This window comes from Priestia sp. GS2 (genome assembly GCF_036409025.1).
GTDB lineage: Bacteria > Bacillota > Bacilli > Bacillales > Bacillaceae_H > Priestia > Priestia aryabhattai_A.
Window position 1 is genome coordinate 2,106,165 of sequence record NZ_JAZGJX010000001.1, and the last position, 22,031, is coordinate 2,128,195.

The 22,031-nt window shown below is 36.9% G+C and carries 20 protein-coding genes; 5 read left to right on the top strand and 15 right to left on the bottom strand.

Annotated features, from left to right (window positions below; genetic code table 11):
• Positions 1-21 precede the first annotated feature (21 nt).
• The 3 genes from V2145_RS10960 to V2145_RS10970 form a co-directional block, all read right to left on the bottom strand.
• Positions 22-1,428 carry an amino acid permease gene (locus V2145_RS10960; RefSeq protein ID WP_094909790.1) on the bottom strand — a complete coding sequence of 469 codons (1,407 nt, stop codon included), beginning with the start codon at positions 1,426-1,428 and terminating at the stop codon, positions 22-24.
• Between the two features lie 198 nt (positions 1,429-1,626).
• Complete coding sequence (nhaC, locus tag V2145_RS10965; protein ID WP_131886877.1) at positions 1,627-3,024, bottom strand: Na+/H+ antiporter NhaC; 1,398 nt, start codon at positions 3,022-3,024, stop codon at positions 1,627-1,629.
• A 238-nt stretch (positions 3,025-3,262) separates the two neighbouring features.
• Positions 3,263-3,955 carry a YqjF family protein gene (locus V2145_RS10970; protein WP_094909788.1) on the bottom strand — a complete coding sequence of 231 codons (693 nt, stop codon included), beginning with the start codon at positions 3,953-3,955 and terminating at the stop codon, positions 3,263-3,265.
• Positions 3,956-4,106: 151 nt separating this feature from the next.
• Here V2145_RS10970 and V2145_RS10975 point away from each other — a divergent pair, with 151 nt between their 5' ends.
• Positions 4,107-4,436: a hypothetical protein gene (locus V2145_RS10975; protein ID WP_094909787.1), complete on the top strand. Its 330-nt coding sequence runs from the start codon at positions 4,107-4,109 to the stop codon at positions 4,434-4,436.
• 33 nt (positions 4,437-4,469) lie between these two features.
• On the opposite strand, the gene motB is transcribed toward V2145_RS10975, so the two are convergent.
• From motB to V2145_RS11010, 7 genes are all read right to left on the bottom strand, one after another.
• Entirely contained in the window at positions 4,470-5,300 is an 831-nt protein-coding gene (gene motB, locus V2145_RS10980; RefSeq protein WP_094909786.1) for a flagellar motor protein MotB, read from the bottom strand.
• Positions 5,293-6,087, bottom strand: coding sequence for a flagellar motor stator protein MotA (gene motA / locus V2145_RS10985; protein WP_094909785.1), 795 nt, complete (start codon positions 6,085-6,087; stop codon positions 5,293-5,295). Before motA ends, motB begins: the two co-directional genes overlap by 8 nt.
• A 221-nt stretch (positions 6,088-6,308) precedes the next feature.
• The gene (locus V2145_RS10990; RefSeq protein WP_131886878.1) at positions 6,309-6,974 is read right to left on the bottom strand and encodes a serine/threonine protein kinase; all 666 of its coding nucleotides are present in this window, start codon (positions 6,972-6,974) and stop codon (positions 6,309-6,311) included.
• Positions 6,975-7,073: 99 nt separating this feature from the next.
• Positions 7,074-8,324, bottom strand: coding sequence for a cytochrome P450 (locus V2145_RS10995; protein ID WP_165932493.1), 1,251 nt, complete (start codon positions 8,322-8,324; stop codon positions 7,074-7,076).
• A gap of 147 nt (positions 8,325-8,471) precedes the next feature.
• A complete protein-coding gene (locus tag V2145_RS11000; protein ID WP_330988137.1) occupies positions 8,472-9,968 on the bottom strand; it encodes an aldehyde dehydrogenase family protein in 1,497 nt (498 codons plus the stop codon).
• Between the two features lie 427 nt (positions 9,969-10,395).
• Complete coding sequence (locus V2145_RS11005) at positions 10,396-11,754, bottom strand: L-cystine transporter (protein WP_179289191.1); 1,359 nt, start codon at positions 11,752-11,754, stop codon at positions 10,396-10,398.
• Positions 11,755-11,985: 231 nt separating this feature from the next.
• Positions 11,986-12,354 carry a hypothetical protein gene (locus V2145_RS11010; RefSeq protein WP_094909781.1) on the bottom strand — a complete coding sequence of 123 codons (369 nt, stop codon included), beginning with the start codon at positions 12,352-12,354 and terminating at the stop codon, positions 11,986-11,988.
• Positions 12,355-12,602: 248 nt separating this feature from the next.
• On the opposite strand from V2145_RS11010, the gene V2145_RS11015 reads away from it, so the two are divergent.
• Positions 12,603-14,000 (top strand): M28 family peptidase, encoded by a 1,398-nt coding sequence (locus V2145_RS11015; RefSeq protein WP_330987688.1) that lies wholly within the window; start codon positions 12,603-12,605, stop codon positions 13,998-14,000.
• Between the two features lie 234 nt (positions 14,001-14,234).
• Complete coding sequence (locus tag V2145_RS11020; RefSeq protein WP_094909779.1) at positions 14,235-15,710, top strand: potassium/proton antiporter; 1,476 nt, start codon at positions 14,235-14,237, stop codon at positions 15,708-15,710.
• 17 nt (positions 15,711-15,727) lie between these two features.
• On the opposite strand, the gene V2145_RS11025 is transcribed toward V2145_RS11020, so the two are convergent.
• The gene (locus V2145_RS11025) at positions 15,728-16,504 is read right to left on the bottom strand and encodes a polysaccharide deacetylase family protein (RefSeq protein WP_094909778.1); all 777 of its coding nucleotides are present in this window, start codon (positions 16,502-16,504) and stop codon (positions 15,728-15,730) included.
• A 4-nt stretch (positions 16,505-16,508) separates the two neighbouring features.
• Positions 16,509-16,646: a hypothetical protein gene (locus V2145_RS11030; protein ID WP_165932494.1), complete on the bottom strand. Its 138-nt coding sequence runs from the start codon at positions 16,644-16,646 to the stop codon at positions 16,509-16,511.
• Positions 16,647-16,831: 185 nt separating this feature from the next.
• On the opposite strand from V2145_RS11030, the gene V2145_RS11035 reads away from it, so the two are divergent.
• Both V2145_RS11035 and V2145_RS11040 read left to right on the top strand, forming a co-directional pair.
• The gene (locus V2145_RS11035; RefSeq protein ID WP_094909777.1) at positions 16,832-17,350 is read left to right on the top strand and encodes a hypothetical protein; all 519 of its coding nucleotides are present in this window, start codon (positions 16,832-16,834) and stop codon (positions 17,348-17,350) included.
• Position 17,351: 1 nt separating this feature from the next.
• A complete protein-coding gene (locus V2145_RS11040; RefSeq protein ID WP_094909776.1) occupies positions 17,352-17,990 on the top strand; it encodes a hypothetical protein in 639 nt (212 codons plus the stop codon).
• 37 nt (positions 17,991-18,027) lie between these two features.
• Here V2145_RS11040 and V2145_RS11045 read toward each other — a convergent pair whose 3' ends face one another.
• From V2145_RS11045 to V2145_RS11055, 3 genes are all read right to left on the bottom strand, one after another.
• Complete coding sequence (locus V2145_RS11045) at positions 18,028-19,173, bottom strand: toxic anion resistance protein (RefSeq protein WP_094909775.1); 1,146 nt, start codon at positions 19,171-19,173, stop codon at positions 18,028-18,030.
• 13 nt (positions 19,174-19,186) lie between these two features.
• Positions 19,187-19,816, bottom strand: coding sequence for a 5-bromo-4-chloroindolyl phosphate hydrolysis family protein (locus tag V2145_RS11050; RefSeq protein WP_256993268.1), 630 nt, complete (start codon positions 19,814-19,816; stop codon positions 19,187-19,189).
• Between the two features lie 198 nt (positions 19,817-20,014).
• The gene (locus tag V2145_RS11055) at positions 20,015-21,946 is read right to left on the bottom strand and encodes an LTA synthase family protein (protein ID WP_094909773.1); all 1,932 of its coding nucleotides are present in this window, start codon (positions 21,944-21,946) and stop codon (positions 20,015-20,017) included.
• Positions 21,947-22,031: the final 85 nt, after the last annotated feature.

Genomic DNA, 22,031 nt, shown 5'->3' on the forward strand with positions numbered 1-22,031 from the left:
TATAGAAACGAGCGGCTTTTCTTACTTTGCTTCACTTTGATCTGTAAATACCTTTAATCCTTTACGTCGTCTCCAATAATAAACTGCATAGCATAGCAGGACAAAAGGAATTCCACAATACAAAGCAATACGCTGGCTTGGATCAAATGCCAATCCTACGCAAGATGCTAAGCATAATAAGAATGCAAGAATTGGAACAATAGGATAAAGTGGCGCTTTATAGACCAGCTTCCCTACATCATTTCCTTCTTTAATATACTTGCGGCGGAACATATACTGAGAAGCTGCAATACTCATCCAAACAGCTACTACTGCAAATCCTGATATACCGACTAATACCATATACACTGTATCAGCTGCAAAAACGCTAGTTAAAAGTGATAAGCAAGCAACCGCCATACTTACAATTAAAGCATTTAATGGTACTCCTTTTGACGTCACCTTTCCAAGTGCAGGGGAAATCATATTTTGCTTAGACAAAGACCAAAGCATGCGAGCACACGCATACAATCCTGAATTGGCAATCGAAAGCAGTGCTGTTAAAATAACAAAATTCATGATATCAGCAGCGTATGGAATACCTATGCGCGCAAATACCGTAACAAAAGGACTCTCTGTCACTCCGGCTTCCTTCCATGGAATAAGTGCGGACAGCACAAAGATAGCTCCAATAAAAAAGAAGAACGTTCGCCACACAATGTTGCGAATGGACTTTGGGACGTCACGCTCTGGGTTTTCACTTTCTCCTGCTGCTATTCCTATTAGCTCTGTACCTGAAAATGCAAAACTAACAGCGACCATCGTGGCTAAGACTGGCGTAAATCCATTCGGAAACATACCGCCTTCTCCTGTAAAGTTAGAAAAGAGTGGCGCAGACTGCCCCTCGATTGAAATAAAACCGAAAATAGCCATTCCTCCAACTATAATAAATACAATAATTGCTACTACTTTAATAAGAGAAAACCAAAACTCTGATTCAGCAAAAAAGCGAACTGACATTGCGTTACATACAAAAATGGTAATCGCAAATAATACGCTCCAAATCCATACCGGCGAATCTGGAAACCAGCGCTGCATTAATAGTCCTACTGCAATAAACTCTGATCCTACGGTGACAACCCAAGTTAACCAATATAACCACCCTACAGCAAATCCTGTTCCTGGTCCGATAAACTTTGTAGCATACACCTGAAATGAACCTGCATGTGGCATAGCTACGCTCAGCTCACCTAAACAAAGCATCACCAAATACATAATAAAACCACCAACTAAATAGGCAAGCATTGCTCCTCCCGGACCAGCTTGTCCGATTGTATAACCAGAACTCAAAAATAAACCTGTTCCAATTACACCTCCGAGCGAAACCATAAATAAGTGACGGCTTTTCATCGTCCGTTTTAAATCATTTTGTCCTTCATGTTGTGCCATTAACTTCACTTCTTTCCTTCTATCTTTCCCAACATTCGTTTACTCACTTTTCCTTATAACTATTTTCACGAAAAGCAAGTATTCCTATCAGAATCATTGTTTGATTATAACATTTTTCTGATTTTTTACAACATTTCATGAATACAAAATATAAAGATAACGTTTTCAGATAAAATACATAAAAAAAAACGCTAGCTTTTAGCTAACGTTTTTATTTTCATCCGTTGTATACCAAATGAACTTTCCAGTATAACCATAGATAATAGCAATAATGATAGAAACAAAACTTAACCACATAAATGGTAGATAAGCGAATGTTGATACACCTAAGATTGTAGCTAAAAAGATACCATTATCAGTCCATGGAACCATACCCGAGGTTAACGTTCCTCCTACTTCGGAGTTACGCGCTAATACAAGTCGATTGATTTTTAGACGGTCATAGCTATCTTGCATAATCTTTGGCGTTAAAATAAGCGATACGTACATAGCACAACCAAAAATATTCCCTAATAAACCTGTAAAAATCGTAGCAGTCGTCACGTTTCCTGCATTTGTTAAAAACTGTTCAAATTTAGAAAGAAGTACTTTGAGTACACCTAACTCTTCTAGAAGACCTCCAAAGCCTAACCCAAAAATAATAACAATAATTGAACCAACCATACTCTCAATCCCACCGCGGTTGAGTAACTCTGTTATAAACGTTATGTCTGACTCGATGGAAAACCCGCTATAAGCTGAATTAAAAGCACTTGATACGCTTAAATCCTGAAAAAGCACTCCCCATATTACACCCAGTAAAGAACCCACTGCAATTGATGGTAGTGACGGCTTTTTTAATGCTAATAACACAATAACAACAACCATTGGAATAAGCATCCACACGTTGATTTGGAACACGTCATGTAAAGATGATTTTAAAAACTCTACTCGCTCACTATCAAAGTTATTACCACCATACATAAATCCAGCAATGGTAAACAAAATAGATGTAACAATGTAAGCTGGAATATCTAAGTAAAGCATTGCTCGCACATGAGCAATTACATCTACTTTTGCCATAGAAGCAGACAAGATTGTACTGTCAGATAGCGGAGATAGCTTGTCTCCGAAATATGCACCCGAAATAACTGCACCAGCTACGAGTGGTAGAGGCATTCCCATTCCTTCCCCTATTGCCATCATTGCAATACCTGCTGTCCCTACTGTTCCCCATGATGTACCCGTTGCAACAGAAGTGATTGAACAAATAACTAAAGTGGCTAATAAAAAGAACGTAGGATTAATAAACTCTAAACCATAATAAATTAATGATGGAACGATTCCTCCAGAAATCCATGTTCCAATTAGAGCGCCTACTGCTAATAAAATTAGAATAGCTTCTAACCCGTTCCCAATCCCTTTTGTAATCGCTTTCTGTAAAAAATTATATTTATATCCTAAGCGAATACCTAGCGCAATAACGATAAACCATGATATAAAGAGCGCTAATTGGATGGGAAGTTCGAAAATGAGTGCAAATGAAACGACAACCGCTAGAAATAAAAGTAACACGATTACAATTTCACCAATTGAAGGTAACCTTGGTGTTTTCAAAATCAAATCCCCCTAAACTTATGACTTGAATACTAAATGGCTGCAGGATGTAAAAGCGCATACATCTTTTGATAAAAATGTATAATTTGAACAAATTTATGTAAATATACCGTCCGTTCATTCACCTTTTCACATTTAAAAAGGCCATTTTTACCCCATGTAATATTCACTATTTTCACAAGGCAAATAGTACCACAACCTTGTAGAATCATTCAAGACTTTATTTATATTGACTTCTTCACATCTTTTGAAAAGGATAAAAATATGTAACAAGATCTTGTGCATAATGCACAATTGTTTCACCCTTATTTATTGGTGGGTAAGCTGTCGTAAGCGTATTTTTTCTCATAGAATAATGTCCATCTTGTAAAATCCAAGGGTCATGAAAAAGTTTCCCTCGAAAAACTTTCTTTTTGTACACGGTAAAGAGACGGTCCCTGTTTGTTAACCACTCATCCACAGTTCCTTCTTTTGTATGATAAGGAGCTGATATAGGCTTATACGTCAACAATATCTCTTCCTGTTGAAACCCTTTATGCTTCCTTGTACATTCAAAGTTGATCGAATCCTTATATTTATTAACCATTATGTCAGCATGTAGATAAGGTAAATGAAAGAAGCGTCTAGCAATCCATACCGCAAGAGCATTCGTTGCGTCTAAACTAAAAAAATAAACACCCCGTTCGCCTTGATACTTCACATATGTTCGTACATTCAATTCATGAAGTTGAGATATGCATGGGACAGACGGCGTACCTTTAAAGCGAATGCCTGTCATTGTAAAAGGAACAAGTGAAATAAACGCCTTCCCTTCAAATGTATCTATTGTTAAAGGCTCTGGTAAAAGTTTTTGTAGCTCTTTTGCAGAAACGGGCCAATGTATAAATAATAGATTTCTCCAAACTTGTTTCATCAGCCAATTGCTTTCCATTATCAACACCTCTTTTCAACTCTAGATAGCTTTTCTTTAGTATACACTCCCATCATTTTTAAAATGACGAAAGCTTGTCTATTTACTACTTCTAAATTCTATTGCCTTGCATACTACTAATTAATAACGAGTAAAAAGGAGTGGCTTAGGTATGATGCTATATGATTTAAACAATAAACTTTATTATCAAGTATTTAATTCAGCTCAGCCTAAAATGACCGATTCACACCAAGGAAGAAGCTGGGGATACGTAAAGAAGCTTGTGAATGGAAAACCAATTAAATTCTGGCTAGACTATACGTGGGGACGCTTTATGTACTTTAGTTATAATGAAAAATGGTATCGAGTTGAATACTTGCAATCAAATGATAAAAAACAAGTATCTGATTTATTTAATGGTGCTTTAATTGATTTAATTTTAGAGGGAGAAGAGCTTAATCTAGTGCGCGGAACTTATGAAAATCGTCGTCTTTTATTATAATACAAAAATAAAAACACGGACTAAACCGTGTTTTTACTCATTTTCTGCTTCTGTTCGAGGCGTAATTAAAATTTCTACTCGGCGGTTTTTCTTCTTGCCTTCATTCGTTTCATTCGAGGCTACGGGCTTAAATTCACCAAATCCTTTTGCACTAAACATACTTGGGTTTAAGCGATTATTTTCTAGAATAACCTTCATGAAATTAATCGCTCTCATAACGCTAAGCTCCCAATTTGATTGAAAACCTGCATTGCGTATCGGTACATTATCAGTATGACCACTAATGATAATATTACGAGGAGGATCCATCACGAGCAAGTTTGAAATTTCTTTTGCAAGACTTATATCTTCGGATCGAACATCCGCTCTTCCAGATGCAAAAAAGACGTTATCGCGAATTGAAATTAGTAGCCCTTCATCTGTTAGTGAGGTCTGCAACTCGTCTTTAAGACCATTTTGCTCAATATATGTATTTACTTTTTGTTGAACAGTCAATAATTCTTGCTGATCTGCATCGTGAGAACTCTTCTGCTTGTTTTCTTCTGTTAACGGCTTTTCTCCTTCTTTTTCAGTTGGGTCCATTCCATTATCTCTTGCTACATTTTTTCCCGTCGGGTCTTCAGCAGGGAGATTTTCTTCTTTAGGAGTAGGTGGTGTTTGAAACTCTAACACACCTGTTCCCCCTTCAAACATTTCATTAAAGGCTTTTGATAAAGCTTGAAACTTTTGAGCATCAACCGAGCTAATGGCAAACAAAACAATAAATAAGGCAAGTAATAGCGTTAATAAATCCGCGTATGGCAATAGCCAGCTCTCATCAACATGAGCATCCTCTTTTTGTTTTCGCGAACGCTTCTTACTCATTTTCAACCACTTCGCTTTCCTGCAATAGCTTCTTACGCTCAGCTGTTGGCAAATAGGATGCAAGCTTTTGTTCAATCACTTTAGGTGTTTCGCCTTCTAGTAAAGAAAGAACACCTTCAATCATCATATATTTAATTTTGGCTTCTTGCTTAGACTTCCGTTTTAATTTGTTAGCAAATGGATGCCAAAAAACGTATCCCGTAAAAATACCTAGTAATGTGGCAACAAACGCAGCGCTAATAGCATGTCCTAAACTAGTTGTGTCAGCCATGTTTCCTAAAGCGGCAATCAAGCCAATGACTGCTCCAAGTACTCCTAAACTAGGTGCATATGTACCTGCTTGTGAAAAAATAGCTGCGCCAGCCTGATGGCGGTCTTCCATCGCTTCAATTTCTTCAGACAGCACGTCTCTAATGTAATCTGCGCTTTGTCCATCAATTGCTAAATTTAATCCATTTTGTAAGAAGGGGTCTTCCACCTCTGCTGTTTTTGCTTCTAATGATAATAAGCCTTCTTTTCGAACAACCTGTGCCCATTCAGAAAACATAAACACAAGATCTTTTGGCGTAGCCATTTTTGGCTCTTTAAAAAGAACGCCAAATAACTTAGGTACCCTTTTTATTTCACTTGTGGGGAACGCAATGACCACCGCCCCGATTGTGCCTACAATAATGATTAAAATGGCCGCAGGATTTATTAAAACTGTTGGGCTGACACCTTTAAGAAACATCCCTACCATTAGTGCAATCAGTGCTAAAATCAAACCCAAAAAAGATGTTTTATCCATTTCTATGTCTCCTATCTTTGTCCGCTCAATGCATCGTGGTTTTAGTATACCTGTCTTTTATTTCGACATTTAAAACGAAATTTTGAATACTTTTTCTATTTTTCTTAAAATAAATGTCAGTACCAGAGTGCTTCCCTAAGAATTTAAAGGTTTATATAAGATAGCTATTTCAACATAAAAAGGCCATCTGCTTTTAATAACGAACTAAGAGCAGATGACCTTCATACATAATTTTTATATTTATTTTTTACTTTGCGATACAAGCGATAGACGTGTCTTGTTAGATTTAATAAAGATGGTGAAATCGCAAGGTGGTACTTTTTTATAATAGGCACATAGATTTTGTGATAAGCTTTCACCAAATCCGTCCACTTTTTATCAATGCCTTCTTTATAGAAATCCGAAATATCAACTACGTATCCGCGCCCATCTTTCATCATTACGTTTTTCCCATGAACATCAAAGGGATTGAGTCCTCTTAATTTAGCATAAGCTAATGCTTCGTTTACATCGTCTATAACTGTTAACGGAATTATAACCCGCTTTTGAACTGCTTCGTATAGCGTAATGCCTTGTAGCCTCTTTAGAATTAAGTAGTTATTTGTATAATAATAAAGCTGAGAATAAGCAGGGTGCTTTCCTAATTTTTTATAGACATTTGCTTCTTTTTTTACCTCTTCAAACGCTCGACCATATACTTTCACTACTAGACCTTCATATAAAGGGTGATAAAAAACAGCTGCGTAGTTGCCTTTTCCAATTAAGATCCATTCATCAGGTACATACTCGACTACAACAGGGTCATGTTCATTTTCACTTTTAATGATTAAGTTAGGCAGTAAGGATGTTTCAACAAGTTCAATAAATTGATTCAGTAGTTTATCCATAAGCTCCTCTATCTGTACCTTTCATAATAGATGCACTTAATGATAGATTTCAATGAGTTTAATGTCAATACGTTAGTGTAGCAATAGTTAGAAAGTCTCTTACAAAGACGTTACAATCGGTAATTTTTCTTTTGTTATCACAATAGAGAAAGGTTCTTTCATCTCCAATAAGATTTCTCCCTTTGGATGAATGATAGAACGCACTTTTTTTATATCAAAGGACGTTACAATCGGGAGGACAATTGCCCTTGCCATAGTCATAACATACTCCATTTGAGCCTCAGTTTCTGCAATCATACCAAACGGTAAGTACAGATGCTTTGGTATGTCTACGTTTAAGTCTAAACAAAAGCGCTCAGGTAAAAACTCATGAGGCTCTAAAAAATAAGCTTCATTTCGATGAAGGCTATAAGGACTAATAAAAATCGTTTCATTTTTTTTAAACACATAGTTATCAACTTGAACAGTTTCTACCGCTTGTTTTCCAAATAACCAAATTGGAGGATAGAGCCTCAGCGACTCTAAAATAACCATACGCATGTATTCATCTTGCTCATGACCTTTTAGCAGCTGAACATGTCGTAGAATATCCTCATGCTCACAAAGCGTATACATTAGCCAGCTGCATGCATTACAAATTAAGTCATACGTGATAAAGAATCGCTGAAGAATACCAGATTCATCTTCATTAACAAGTGTATCGTAAATATAACGCTGTTCATCCACTAATTGATTATCATAACGAGATTGAAGACAGGAAACAACGCCTGCTATAGCATCTGTCTCTATCTGATTTTGCTTTCCCACTTTCGGAAGGCGTACTTTTACCATTGAAGGTTGATGTCTTTTAGTGCGTAGCTCAGCTATCTTCTTCAAATGGGTTGTCAAGTCATGATTTTGGGTTACACCAAAAAAGCTATGTGCTAACAACCATAGTGCCAACTCTTGCACTTCTTCATTAAATATTCTTAAACTTCCACTTTTCCATAAAGATAAGTACGATTGTATAATCGTACGATGATCAATTCGACAGGTAGAAAAATGCTTTTTTACAAAAGAAGATTTTATATTTGGCATTCCCAACAAAAAATTAAATTCAAATAAATCATGAACATGAAGTGCTCGAACAACATTTTTAATCCCTACATCTACAAAGCTATTGTTTTTTGTAAATACAACATCTTTTACCATTTGAGGATTTGTTGTTAAGTAAAATTTTCGGTGACCTAGCCGAAAACGTGTTGTCTCCCCATACTCACTGAGATGGCGCAAAAACAAAAGCGGACTTTCTTGAAAATCTTTCAAATGGCCTGTCATACGATAGGTTGACGGGCCTTGTATTCCTTTCATATCCATCACTTCTTTCTATGGAATTAGTAGTTACTAATTGCTTCCGCAAAATACTAGATGGTTTATGCAACGTATAATTAAAAAAGAGTAGTCCACTAAAGACTACTCTTTTTCACAAATAGATATGCTATTGTTTCAGAAATTGTTTTAAGATTCCATATTAACCCATACACTTTTTACTTCTGTATAGTTATCAAGCGCATAACTACCCATTTCTCTTCCAATCCCAGACTGTTTATAGCCACCGAACGGACTAGCTGCATCAAATACATTGTAGCAGTTAACCCAGATTGTTCCCGCTTTAATACCGTGAGCTATATGGTGAGCTTTCTTCAAGTCTTGTGTCCACACGCCCGCTGCTAATCCGTATGCCGTATCGTTTGCCTTAGCAATTAAGTCATCTAAATCATCAAATGGCATAGCTGCAACAACAGGACCAAAAATTTCTTCTCGTGCAATTGTCATGGAATGATCAACATCGGCAAAGATTGTCGGCTCCACAAAATACCCTTTTTCAAACGGAAGCGAACCTCCTGTTAATACTTCCGCTCCTTCTTCTACACCTTTATCAATATATGACTTGACTCGCTTCTGTTGCTGTGCAGACACAAGCGGGCCCATTGTCGTATCTTCTATTAATCCATTACCCTGTTTAATTACCTTAGACTGTGCCACTAAGTCTGCTAGCACATTATCATATAATTTTTTTTGTACGTATAATCGACTTCCTGCACAACAAACTTGTCCTTGGTTGAACATTACACCTGCCAGCGCTCCCGGAACAGCTTTTGATAAATCTGCATCAGGTAAAATGATATTTGGAGATTTGCCTCCAAGCTCAAGCGTTACTTTCTTTAGGGTTTCACTCGCTTGCTTCATAATCGACTTTCCGACCGCTGTTGATCCCGTAAAGGCAATCTTATCTACCTGTAAGTGGTTTACAAGCGGTTCGCCTGCCGTTTTACCAAATCCCGGAACGACGTTTAGCACTCCTTTAGGAAAGCCTGCTTCCTCAGCAAGACCCGCTAGATAAAGAGCTGATAAAGGCGTTTGTTCTGCTGGTTTCAGTACAATTGTACAACCGCTAGCTAAGGCAGCACCCAGCTTCCATGCTGCCATAAGCAACGGGAAATTCCAAGGGATAATTTGGCCAACCACTCCTAGTGGTTCATGACGCGTATAGTTAAAGTATGCACCTTGTACAGGAATAGTTTGTCCAACAATTTTCGTTGCCCAACCAGCATAGTATCTAAAATGTTCAATAGCTAAAGGAATATCTGCATTTGATGTTTCACGAATTGGTTTCCCATTATCGAGCGTTTCTAATTGAGCAAGTTCAAGTTTATGTTCTTCCATGAGGTCAGCAAGCTTATAAATTAAACGACTTCTTTCCGCCGCAGACATTTTTGTCCATGGTCCATTGTCAAAAGCTTCACGAGCTGCTAACACAGCACGATCAATATCTTCAGCATTCCCTTCAGCTACATCTGCTAACTTTTCACCAGTTGCAGGGTTTACTGTTTCGAATGTCTTTCCAGATGCCCCTTCCACCCATTGGCCGTTAATATATAGCTTCTTTACACCTTGTAAAAATTGCTTCAGTTTTGGACTTACCTCAACTTGTTTTGCTCCAATATTTTGCATCAAATCCATACCTCCTTCAATTTTAGAAAGCGTTACCAAGAATTAGTTTACACTACCCTTTTCAAAAAAATCAACTGATATGTCATATTATTTAGAAATTTTAATCTTCTCACACAAAAGAGAGTGATACATAGCTAAATGATTTACTTTCAAAAAAGAATCATGACTTTTTCTACAGTCGCTAGGTTGTAAGAATAAGTTCATTCCATTGCGCTGCGGACACTCGCTTTCCACAGGAAGGAAATGCAGTCTCCTTGCTACGAGATTTCAGCTTGCTTTCCTTCTCCTCGTAAGTCTCGTGCTCTACACTTCATTCAACTATTCTATTTAAAAAGTTTTTAAACAAAAAATATCCGAGTGATCGAAAGTAGTTAACTCGCGATCACTCGGATAAATCATTAGCTGAAATACTTATGTCCCAACTTTTTTATGCTTCTGCCGTTTCAGGCGAAATTGTTTTATCATTATAAACTGTTGTATCTAATTCTTTTGTTACTTTACTAGTTATAACACCTGCTGTCATACTTCCACTTACGTTCAATGCTGTACGTCCCATGTCGATAAGAGGTTCTACTGAAATAAGCAATCCTGCTAACGCAACCGGTAAGTCTAGTGCAGATAAAACAAGAAGTGCCGCGAATGTTGCACCTCCACCTACACCTGCTACTCCAAACGAGCTAATAGCTACGATGGCAATCAGTGTGGCGATGAACGATGGTGATAAAGGATTAATACCTACCGTTGGTGCAATCATAACGGCTAACATTGCTGGATAAATACCCGCACAACCATTTTGACCAATCGATAAACCAAATGATCCTGCAAAGTTTGCAATTCCTTCTGGAACGCCAAGCTGTCTTGTTTGCGTGTTCACATTTAACGGTAATGCACCTGCACTTGTACGCGATGTGAAAGCAAATGTTAAAACTGGAAATGCTTTTTTTACATACGTAACCGGGTTTACACCAACAAGCGTTAGTAAAAGTAAATGAACTGCAAACATTGCTGCTAACGCTACATAAGACGCAATAACAAATTTACCAAGCTTGACGATGGCATCAATATCACTCGTAGCAATTGTCTTTGTCATAATGGCTAATACACCATATGGCGTTAAACGCAATATTAATGTAACAACGCGCATCACAATTGCATAAATCATATCAATAATTTTTGAAAAGAGAGCCGCTTCTTCTGGTTTTTTACGCTTTACGCCTAAATAAGCAATTCCAATAAATGCAGCAAAGATAACTACTGCGATTGTTGAAGTTGGTCGTGCTCCGGTTAAATCTAAAAATGGATTTGCAGGCAACAATTCAATGATTTGCTGTGGAATTGTTTGGGCTTGCATTCCCGACAAGTTCTCTTCTAATGCTGCTCCACGCTCAGTTTCAGCTGCACCTTGTTCAATCTGTACAGCTTCTAAATTAAATCCTGTTGTTGTCACAATCCCAATTGCTGCTGCAATGGCTGTTGTTCCAACTAAAATTCCAATAATTAGACCACTGATTTTCCCAATGTTACTCGTTAATTTTAAACGAGTGAACGCCGCCACAATTGAAACAAACACAAGTGGCATAACAATCATCTGTAAAAATTTAACATAACCACTACCAACAATACTAAACCAATCTGATGTTTGAGCTGTCACTTCTGATGTTGGTCCATATACAAATTGAAGAGCAAATCCAAATACAATTCCAAGTCCTAAAGCTGTGAATACACGCTTTGAAAATGAAACGTATTTTTTTTGCATCATATATAAACCAGCGATTAATGCCAGCATGATAATGATGTTAAGAATAACTAATAATGAAGTCAAAATAATTCCTCCTACAATACTTTCCAAATATAAGTCTCCTTTATTTATATTATAACAATTCCAATAAGTCAACTCGGTTTTCGTTTTTTTTACTATTTTTTCACTTTAATTGTTTGTCATTGTTCATATTTATTATCATTAAAGGTTCAACATAAAAAAACACCCCTTGATTAAGGGGTGTTTTTGCATATGTATTTACATTTCATACAATTCATTTAGCCACCTAACAAATAAATGCTTTGGGAGCTCTAAGTAGTGTAAATCCGTATATTGTATATCAGATAATGTTGTACCTCTTGACATGTAATAATACCACTGCCAACCAATATCTTTTGCGATAGCATACGATCTCGCCAAGTCTTGGCGTGCATCAGGCTGTTGCATATCACTCATCCACTGCTTTTCATCTGCATCGTATTCATAGTAATGTAACGTAAATTTGTCACACCAATAAGCGAGCTCTTGATGCGAAAACATATTTTCATCATCACAAACTTGTAACAATAACATTCTTAGATTCTCAGGCGTATATGGCAATATAATCTTTTGATATGCATCTCTCATTCTTTTACCCTTCCTGCTTCACTTATTTCTTTTATTACATCATGTCCATGAAACTTTATCAATAAGAATTCGATAACGGTTTGATTACTTTTCTTTTACAACCTCTTGTCAATTTTATAATTTTAGACATAAAAAAATAGCATTTTCCCTAAAACACCCATACTAAATAGGAATATTTGCCCTTTTTTTATTTTTATGAATATTATAAATTTTAAGTTGTATCTATAATTTCCCAAAGGAGGAACACAATGAAAAAAACAAAAAAGACAATTGTTTCCGTTGCTTTAGCAACAAGCTTAGCCCTTTCAATATCTAGTACATATACTGCAGCTGCTCCTGTCGCTCAGTCTTCATCGAGTCAAGCTTACAATGCGGTAGATAAAAAGGTTCTCAACAAAATCAATGTAGATAACATCTACAATGATATTGAGTATTTAGCAAAAACGCCTCGTGTAGCTGGAACTGCGGCTGAGCATAAAGCAGCTTGGTATATCCAGAAAAAATTAAAGTCATTTGGTTATAAAGCAAACGTCGAGCCATTTACATTCGTTGGTTATACTGAAGCATCTAAAGTTGAACTTTCAGCAGATGGGACAAGCTATTCTCCTAGCTCTTTCACATACAGCGTAAACGGTAATGTCAGCGCTGAAGTTGTTTATGCTGGTCTTGCAACAAAAGAAGAGTTAGCGACTCAAGACTTAACAGGTAAAGTTGCACTGATTCAACGTGGTTCTATTAGCTTTGGTGAAAAAGTGTTAAATGCAGCCGAAAAGGGAGCTAAAGCCGTAATTATTTATAATAATGCTGATGGTGAGTTAAACGGAACGCTTGGTGGAGCTAATGATAGTTATGTGCCAGCTGTAGCTTTATCAAAAGCAGAGGGTGAACAGCTTCTTGAAAAAGTAAAAGCAGGCACTCTAACGGCTACTGTAAATATTGAAGGTGCTGAAGTTAGCGAACGTATTTCATATAACGTAACCGCAACAAAATCACCAACTGAAAAGAAACGTAACACGGATGATATTATCGTAATTGGGGCTCACCATGACTCAGTTGAGGGTGCGCCTGGTGCAAACGACGACGCATCTGGAACAGCAATGGTTATTGAATTAGCTCGCGTATTAAAGTCTCTACCAACAGATACAGAGCTACGCTTTGTAACATTTGGAGCTGAAGAACTTGGCTTAATTGGTTCTCAAGAGTACGTGGATGGTTTATCTCACGATGAGAAAGATCGTATCGTTGGTATGTTTAACTTAGATATGGTTGGTAGTCGCGATGCTGGTGACTTAGTATTGAAAACAGCAGATGGAAAAGCTAACTTCGTAACAAAATTAGCTCAAGCCTCAAGCCTACGTCTAAATGGTGCTGCTACTCCATATTCAGAAGGTGGACGCAGTGACCATGTGCCGTTCGCAGAAGCGGGCATCCCTGCTGCACTATTTATTCACGATCCAGCTGAGCCATGGTACCATACTCCAGAAGATAGCATTGACAAAATCAGTAAAGAAAAACTTCAAGATGTTGCTGAAATTGTAGGAACTGCCGTGTATGATCGCGCTCGACCAGATCATAAAGGACCAAAAGCTCAAAGAGGACAATCATTTAAAGCACCTGAGCTTTATTATCAGCAAGATCTGAAATAAAAATAAGAGAACTCGGTTATAGAACCGGGTTCTTTTTTAATTAAAACATGCTGAAGCATAATAATCCCTTCTATTCTGACGATTATGGTATACTTTTATTGATACAGCTTTTTTGCTGTAGATTTGGTTATTATAAGGAGGAACATAATGAACTTGACGTTTGCTAACAGCTTTTTATCTGTTACCCATTCAAAAGTAAATTCAACTTAATTATGAAAAAGAGGTGAACAATCATTGAGTTTTACGATTGACAATTTAATTTTCCTTTTATCCATTCTTCTAGTTACGGGAGTCCTAACAGCAAAATTCTCTTCTCGTTTAGGTCTACCTTCCCTCGTACTGTTTATTATTGTAGGTATGATACTCAGTCATTACGTCTACTTTGACAACGCTCTTTTAGCACAAGGTGTCGGAATAATTGCTCTCATTATCATTCTATTTGATGGTGGTATTCAAACGAAGTGGACTGACGTCAAAAGCGTTGCTCGCCCTTCTATTTCTCTTGCTACATTAGGGGTTTTAATTACAACTGTTGTAACCGGTGTGTTAGCAAAGTATATTTTGGATGTTACTTGGCTAGAGGGCTTATTATTTGGAGCAATTGTTGGCTCTACTGATGCAGCAGCCGTTTTTTCCGTTTTAGGATCCAAAAACATTCGTCAAAAGCTCACGTCAACTTTAGAAGCAGAGTCAGGTTCTAATGATCCAATGGCGATTTTCTTAACTGTTTCAATTATTGAACTAATCCAAGTACCTGAATCACCTATCTTTACTCTTTTCCTCGATTTTTTCTGGCAAATGGGAATGGGATTAATAATGGGACTAGTGCTAGGAAAAGCTTCTGTATGGATTATTAATCGCATTAATTTAGACTCGTCCGGCCTTTATCCAGTATTATCTCTTGCTTTAGCAGCTTTAACATATGGTGTCACTGCTTTTATTGGAGCGAGTGGCTTGCTAGCTGTTTACATAATGGCTGTTATTATCGGAAATTCCCATTTAACGTATCGTCATGCTATTGTACGATTTAATGAAGGATTTGCCTGGATGATGCAGATTCTTATGTTCATTATTTTAGGACTACTCGTCTTTCCTAAAGAACTTATCCAGGTTACATGGCAAGGTATTTTACTGTCGTTTTTATTAATGCTCGTTGCTCGACCATTAGGTGTTTTCATCAGCATGCTCTTTAGCAAATATACACTGAAAGAGCAGCTATTCATTTCGTGGGGAGGGTTAAAGGGAGCTGTTCCCATTGTTTTAGCTACATACCCAATGATGGCTGGTCTTGAAAACAGTGCGCTTATCTTTAACGTGGTATTCTTCGTTGTTCTTACTTCTGCGTTATTGCAAGGAGCAACAATTTCTCCGCTTGCTAATTACTTGAATTTTTCAGATGGTGAAAAAGAAGTAGTCCCACACAGCTTAGAACTTGTTTCTATGGGAAAAACTAATAATGAGATGATTGAGCTGAAGCTAGTGCCAGATGCTGCAATTTCCGGAAAATCACTTGAAGAAATTCCCTTACCGGAAGACATTTTAATTACAGCTGTTATACGTGAAGAAAAGCTAATTACACCTCGCGGAAATACTAAGATCTTCTCTGGGGATACTCTATATGTTCTTGTATCTAAAAAGAAACGCGAGCGCGTTACAGAATATTTTCAAAAGAAAAAGAACCCTTCTGAAGAGGAAGTATCTACACTTTAAACAAACAAAGGCACCTCCTATTTTAAAGGAGTGCCTTTGTTTGTGTTTTCCTTTTGCATTAAATAAAGGGATTCATAGTTTGGATGATGCTTTAAAAGCTCTGAAATTGTAACAAAACGATATCCTTTTTCTTTTAACTCAGGCAGTATTTGTTTTAGTGCTTGAACTGTTTGCGTACGATTTCCACCTGTATCGTGAAACAAAACAATATCTCCAGAGCTTGCATTTTTCAATACTTGATGAACAATTCTGTCTACACCAGGATTTCTCCAATCAAACGTGTCTTGATGCCACGACCATAATACAACCGTATATTGTTGGTTTTTAGCTGCTTTCACCACTTTATCGTCATAGTAACCAGTAGGAGGCCTAAAGAGATAAGGTTTAATACCTGTTACCTGCTGAATTCTTTCATCAGCCTTTTCGATCTCTCCTTCTATTTTTGCAGTATCTTGACCGCGAACTTCTAGATGACTATACGTATGATTTGCGAGTTCATGCCCTTCTTTAATCTCTCTTTTTGCAATTGTAGGATATTGAGTAACTCGGTCACCTACAACAAAAAATGTAGCTTTTGCATTGTATTCCTTTAGTAAATCTAGAATAAGCGGCGTATATGTCGGATCTGGCCCATCATCAAACGTTAATGCGATAATCTTTTCTTCACTTGTTGGAACTTCCCAAACAATATCACCTTTTTTCTCATAGTAAAAGCGACTTTTTTTTGCTGCTTGTCCGTTCGATGCACCGGCGAAAAAGAGAAATACGCAAAGAAACAAAAGACTTTTTTTCATACGCTTACCTTCTTTCTTGTTTCTCTATTTGATCTTGCTCTAGCTGTGATATGACAATGGCTCGTAAGTCATTGTCAAAGAATGATTCACTGCACACGTATGAATGTTCTAACGACTCCTCTTGTTTCGGCTTTTCGTTCACTCAATATCCACTCTCTTTCTGTTTAGAATGTTCTTTTAGGTTCTCCCAAATACATGAAAACAAATCGATAAAAACGCAGGTAATGCGTTTACTTTTAATGGAATGGGGAAAAATGTAAGAAATCGAATGTCATGAGCATTTAAGATTGGTTTTGATAATTTCACTTCAGATAAAGGAGACTGTGTATGACCTATCGAATAGTAATAGTAGCTCTGTTTATCTTTACGCTTAGTGCCCTTCAAATAAAAACAAATATATCCCCTTTAGCACATGAGCAAGAAAACGTAAGGGAGAATGCATCCAGTCATCAAGGTTTTTCAATAGAGGTATTACCTAACTATGAATTACAAAAAGAAGAAGAGGGAAAAGACATCATTTTCTCGACTCAATCCCCTCATACGTGGATGAGAATTCAAGTCTTAAAAGTCGATACAACAAATACGCTTACATCGGTCAATTCAGCTACATCTACTTTTGAAGAACAATTTGGAAAAGCTAAAATGATTGCCGACCAGCACCACATTAAGAAGCCACTCATTACTGCTTTTGAAGCCTATACTCATCAAGAAAAAGCATCCTTATATATCGTAAAGGTTCCTAGTAGAGCACAAATACTCATTATTACAACCAACGTAAAAAGAAATTCACCTGATGAACAACAATTGTTCGATATGATTAATAGCATTCAGTTAAAGGAGAGGTAGCGTGCAAAAATATCTGTTAATTCTTTTGACAGCGTTTATGCTGACAGCCTGTGGAACAGCACAAGAAAACTCTAAGTCTGATGACTCTTCTCTGAGCACAAGTGATCAAGTTCCAAAAGAGAGATCACCCAAAGAATCCTCAGATACTTCATCTGATGAACAAACCATTCGACTTCCTGAGCAAATGCTGACGTATGAAAACGAAGGTATGCAAGAGGAGAAAATGGGATTTTTAAAAACTAGTGAAAATCAAAAGTATTCTTTATATGTCCTAGAAGGATATACGTTTACAGAAGAAGAACCTCGAAAAGATGTCATCTACTACGATGCTAATGATGCTTTGTGGATGCGTATTGAAGTTCTCCCTAATAACGTGGACTGGGATAAGATAGAGCAAGAAGCCATAAAAGGATTAGAAGCTGTATCTGCTGATGTTCAAAAAAACTCTGTCACATCCTATAATGAGGATCTTTCATTTCGCAGTGTATATTCAGCCAGCAACGACAAGGATCGTACTACTTCGTACTTAGTGAAAGAATCTGACAAACGTCCGGCTATGCGACTTACCATTTTTACTCCGGTTGAAACAGAAAATGTTAATGCCTTTTTAGAAATGACTCGCTCAATCGAGAATTTATAAAGGAAAAAGCCGAACAGTTTTGTTCGGCTTTTTCCATCTATTTTAAATTCATTAACTTGGTTTTCAAGTCTGATTCCATCTGATAAAGCTCCGCTTCTGCTTCTGTTCGCTTCGTGCGGCCTTCCTCTTGAATTTTCAATACTTCTTCAAGCGTAGTAATTAAATCTGATTGTGTTTGTCTAAGCGTTTCAATATTCACGATTCCTCGCTCGTTTTCTTTTGCCACTTCAATTGTATTTTGCTTTAACATTTCTGAATTACGCGTTAATAAATCGTTTGTTGTTTTAGATACTTGCTTTTGAGCTTCCATTGCGGCTTTTTGTCGCAACAACGTAGTAGCAATCACCACTTGATTTTTCCAGAGGGGAATTGCTGTCAAGATAGAGCTTTGAATTTTTTCTACAAGCGTTTGATTTACTTCTTGAATCAAACGAATTTGTGGTGCGCTTTGAACGGCAATCTGTCTACTTAGCTTCAGATCATGAACCCGCTTTTCTAAGCGATTAATAAATTGGCTCAAATCATTTACTTCCTGAGCCATTAAGTAGTCATTCTTCGCTTTTGCTTCTTGTTGAAGTGCAGGAAGTGCCTCGTTTCGAAGTGACTCCAGGCGGTACTCTGCAGCTCCAATATAAATATTTAACGCATCATAAAACTGCTTATTTTTATCGTACAAGCTATCCAACATCGTAATATCACGATAAAGCATTTGCTTAGAGCGCTCTAATTTGTCTGCAATTTTATCAATTTCAACGTTAATACTTTGATATTTAGTTAATAAATTTTGAATTGGCTTTGACAATCCAGAAAATACTCTCCCGATAAACCCTTTTTTCTTCGTTGTAAAATCATCTGGATTAACCTGACGTATCTTAGACATTAGATCAGCTATTACATCTCCCACAGGACCTGTATCCTTCGTTTGCACATGCTGTAAAACAGACTGTGAGAACTGGGAAAGCTCAGACTGTGCAGCTACGCCATACTGAAGAATAGCCTGCTGGTTTTTATAGTCAATTTGCTCAGCAATCTTTTGTGCTTTTTCCTGATATTCAGGCGCTAAACTATTGTACGTTGAAAGCTGCTTAGCTACCGGTTGATCAGCCTGTGTAGCCAAAGTGGGTGATGCAAACGGATCGTTTAAAAGTTCATCTAGCGATTGGTTTTTTTCCAATTCTTTCATATAAACCCCATCCTTACTTCATTCGATTTATTGGCGCATATTCCTCTTCATTTTGAAAATGTTGCTTTAAAACCTTCATTTCTACATCTAAACTTAGTACATCTTGAGAAAGAGCAGAATTTAAAAGCTGATCGTACTGTGCTGAGAGTTCATGTATCACATTTTCAGCTTCATGAATACTTTCTTTTACATCAATACTTTTAGTAGGTTTAGATAATAAAAATACGTAGCGTTCAATAACCGTCACCGTTGCTTGCAGGTAATTTGTAAAAAATGGCTGAACACTCTTATAACGCTCAGGCTCTTTTTCAACCATATCAACCATGCTCTTTCCTACTCTGTATAGCTTAGAAAGCTCTGTCCACATGTGAATTGATTTTAGCTTAAAGCGAGAACTACTAATAACTTTTAATTGTTTACGCGCTTCCTTTACCTGATGCTTGATATAGGCAAGCTCTTCCCTATACGGGTCTTTATATGCAACTCTAACGCTTTTAAAGATAAAGAATATTCCTGTTAGTGCAGCAGTGCCAAAGCTTAATAAAATGCTGTCACCTACCCCTACATTAAACCCTAAATAACTAATTGGAATCGTAGCTGTACCAACAGTCCATACGATAAACAATCGTTTTAAGAATGTCATTACTTTCACGTCCGCTCACTCCTTATGTTCTCTATTTATGTTTAACATCGTTTTATTTCATTTAGTAAGGTAAGAATATTATACCATTTAACTTCCAGTTCTAAAATAAATTACCTTTATACGTTATATACGAACGAAACGTAAATAAGTTTCAATTCATATAAAAAAGCGAAGGCATGTTTTGCCTTCGCTTTCTTCTTAGTCACGCTTATTGTAATCGTACTGAGAACGATCTACTGGTTTAAAGCCTTCTGGAGTATGGAAACGTAATAAGTCACCGTACACAAGCTTATCGGACAACTCAAGCTTTTGTTTTACCAGTTCATCGTATTTATCATATTTTTTTGCTTCTTCTTCTGGCAATTGCTCACCAGTTTCATTATTGAATACTTTTTGGTCTACTTTTGTAATCTCAGGTGTTACAAAGTCACCGTTTCTGAACGGAACAATTTCCTGATGATCTTTTGAAAGCAAGTCTGTACCAAAGTCAATATAGTCTTTCGTATCAATACCTAGTAGATGCATAACTGTTGGGCGAATATCAACTTGACCACCATACGTATGCTTCACGCCACCTTCTAAACCAGGAGCATGAATAAACAGTGGTACACGCTGTAATTGCGCTTGTTCAAAGTCACCTACATCTTTTCCAAGTACTTCAGACATTGCTCGCTTATGATTTTCAGAAATACCATAGTGGTCACCATACATAACAACCATCGTGTTATCGTATAGACCAGAAGCTTTTAAATCATCAAAGAACTGCTTTAATGCCTCATCCAAATAGCGAGACGTTTGGAAGTATTGGTCAACTGATTTATCGCCTGTAGTATGCGGCTCAATTGTTTGATCTTCCTCATCTAATGGATAAGGGAAATGGTTAGATAGCGTAATAAACTTTGCGCTAAATGGCTGTTTTAATTCTTTTAGATAAGGCATAGAACCTTTAAAGAATGGCTTATCTTCTAAACCATAGTTTAGCGTATCTTCCTCATTCATATCGTAATATGCTGAGTCGAAGAATTTATCGACACCAAATGACTTGTACATTTCATCACGGTTCCAGAATGTCTTACCATTACCATGGAATACTGCATTTGTATAGCCGTTTTGGCCTAAAATGGCTGATCCAGCTTGGTACGTGTTATTTGCTTTTGTTGTAAAAACAGAACCTTGAGGTAATGGGAATATTGAGTTTTCTACCATAAACTCCGCATCCGATGTTTTACCTTGACCTGTTTGATGGAACACGTTATCAAAATAAAGCGTGTTTTTATCATTTCTAAGTGAGTTCATAAACGGCGTAACTTCTTCACCGTTTAATTCATATCCCATCATAAATGTTTGTAATGATTCAAGTGAGATATAAATTACGTTCATATCTTTAGCTTTACCAAAGTATTTTTCATTTGGCTCAGCATAAGTTGCCTTTGCATAGTTTTCAACCTCTGTTACGTCACTGCTGTCAGCTAGAGCTCTTTGCGCTGACGATTTCGAGCTTTGAATAATGTCATAAACTGTATAGTTATATGCACCTAAATATTTAACTAAATAGTTACGGTCAAACGTACGTGTTAAAAGCTGTGGACGATCTGTTTCTGCAATAGCAATATTTGCACTTACAACTAGAACTCCGACTAAAAATACGCTTGTTACAGTACGTTTACTAATTGTTGTAGGTAAATCAAACTTCTTCCACATTACAAGTGCAATTAAAACAAAGAAGTCAATGAAATACAGAATATCTGTTGGCTGAATTAAAGCCATTGCACTTCCACCTAATTGACCAAAGTTATTCGATTGAGTCAAAACAGGTACTGTAATGAAATCATTAAAGAATCGATAATACACAACGTTTGCATACAAAATAAATGATAATAAGAAGTTAATACCTAATAATGCTCGTACCTTTCCTCTCCCTTTAAATAGTAAGGCAAAAGCAAAAAAGATAATTGCTGAACCGAGTGGGTTCATAAATAGTAAAAACTTTTGGATAAAATTCTCAAGACTTAAATTAAATTCAATTTGGTAAACGGCATAAGTTTTAATCCAAAATAACAACACCGCAACTAAAAACAGCGGCAATTGCTTAACAAAAATGTTTTTTCCGTTTGTCATGAGCTGTTTCATATTCCCACCTCTATATCTATTCGAAATTTGAGCTCATTTATTTTAGACGTAAACCTGGATGAATGTTAGTCTAAATTCGTAAAAA

Bases quoted from the DNA above. Each gene is read 5' to 3' on its own strand.
- V2145_RS10960 (WP_094909790.1), bottom strand. From the start codon at position 1,428: ATGGCACAACATGAAGGACAAAATGATTTAAAACGGACGATGAAAAGC.
- V2145_RS10970 (WP_094909788.1), bottom strand. From the start codon at position 3,955: ATGGAAAGCAATTGGCTGATGAAACAAGTTTGGAGAAATCTATTATTT.
- V2145_RS10975 (WP_094909787.1), top strand. From the start codon at position 4,107: ATGATGCTATATGATTTAAACAATAAACTTTATTATCAAGTATTTAAT.
- motB (WP_094909786.1), bottom strand. From the start codon at position 5,300: ATGAGTAAGAAGCGTTCGCGAAAACAAAAAGAGGATGCTCATGTTGAT.
- motA (WP_094909785.1), bottom strand. From the start codon at position 6,087: ATGGATAAAACATCTTTTTTGGGTTTGATTTTAGCACTGATTGCACTA.
- V2145_RS10990 (WP_131886878.1), bottom strand. From the start codon at position 6,974: ATGGATAAACTACTGAATCAATTTATTGAACTTGTTGAAACATCCTTA.
- V2145_RS10995 (WP_165932493.1), bottom strand. From the start codon at position 8,324: ATGAAAGGAATACAAGGCCCGTCAACCTATCGTATGACAGGCCATTTG.
- V2145_RS11000 (WP_330988137.1), bottom strand. From the start codon at position 9,968: ATGCAAAATATTGGAGCAAAACAAGTTGAGGTAAGTCCAAAACTGAAG.
- V2145_RS11005 (WP_179289191.1), bottom strand. From the start codon at position 11,754: ATGCTGGCATTAATCGCTGGTTTATATATGATGCAAAAAAAATACGTT.
- V2145_RS11010 (WP_094909781.1), bottom strand. From the start codon at position 12,354: ATGAGAGATGCATATCAAAAGATTATATTGCCATATACGCCTGAGAAT.
- V2145_RS11015 (WP_330987688.1), top strand. From the start codon at position 12,603: ATGAAAAAAACAAAAAAGACAATTGTTTCCGTTGCTTTAGCAACAAGC.
- V2145_RS11025 (WP_094909778.1), bottom strand. From the start codon at position 16,504: ATGAAAAAAAGTCTTTTGTTTCTTTGCGTATTTCTCTTTTTCGCCGGT.
- V2145_RS11035 (WP_094909777.1), top strand. From the start codon at position 16,832: ATGACCTATCGAATAGTAATAGTAGCTCTGTTTATCTTTACGCTTAGT.
- V2145_RS11045 (WP_094909775.1), bottom strand. From the start codon at position 19,173: ATGAAAGAATTGGAAAAAAACCAATCGCTAGATGAACTTTTAAACGAT.
- V2145_RS11050 (WP_256993268.1), bottom strand. From the start codon at position 19,816: ATGACATTCTTAAAACGATTGTTTATCGTATGGACTGTTGGTACAGCT.
- V2145_RS11055 (WP_094909773.1), bottom strand. From the start codon at position 21,946: ATGAAACAGCTCATGACAAACGGAAAAAACATTTTTGTTAAGCAATTG.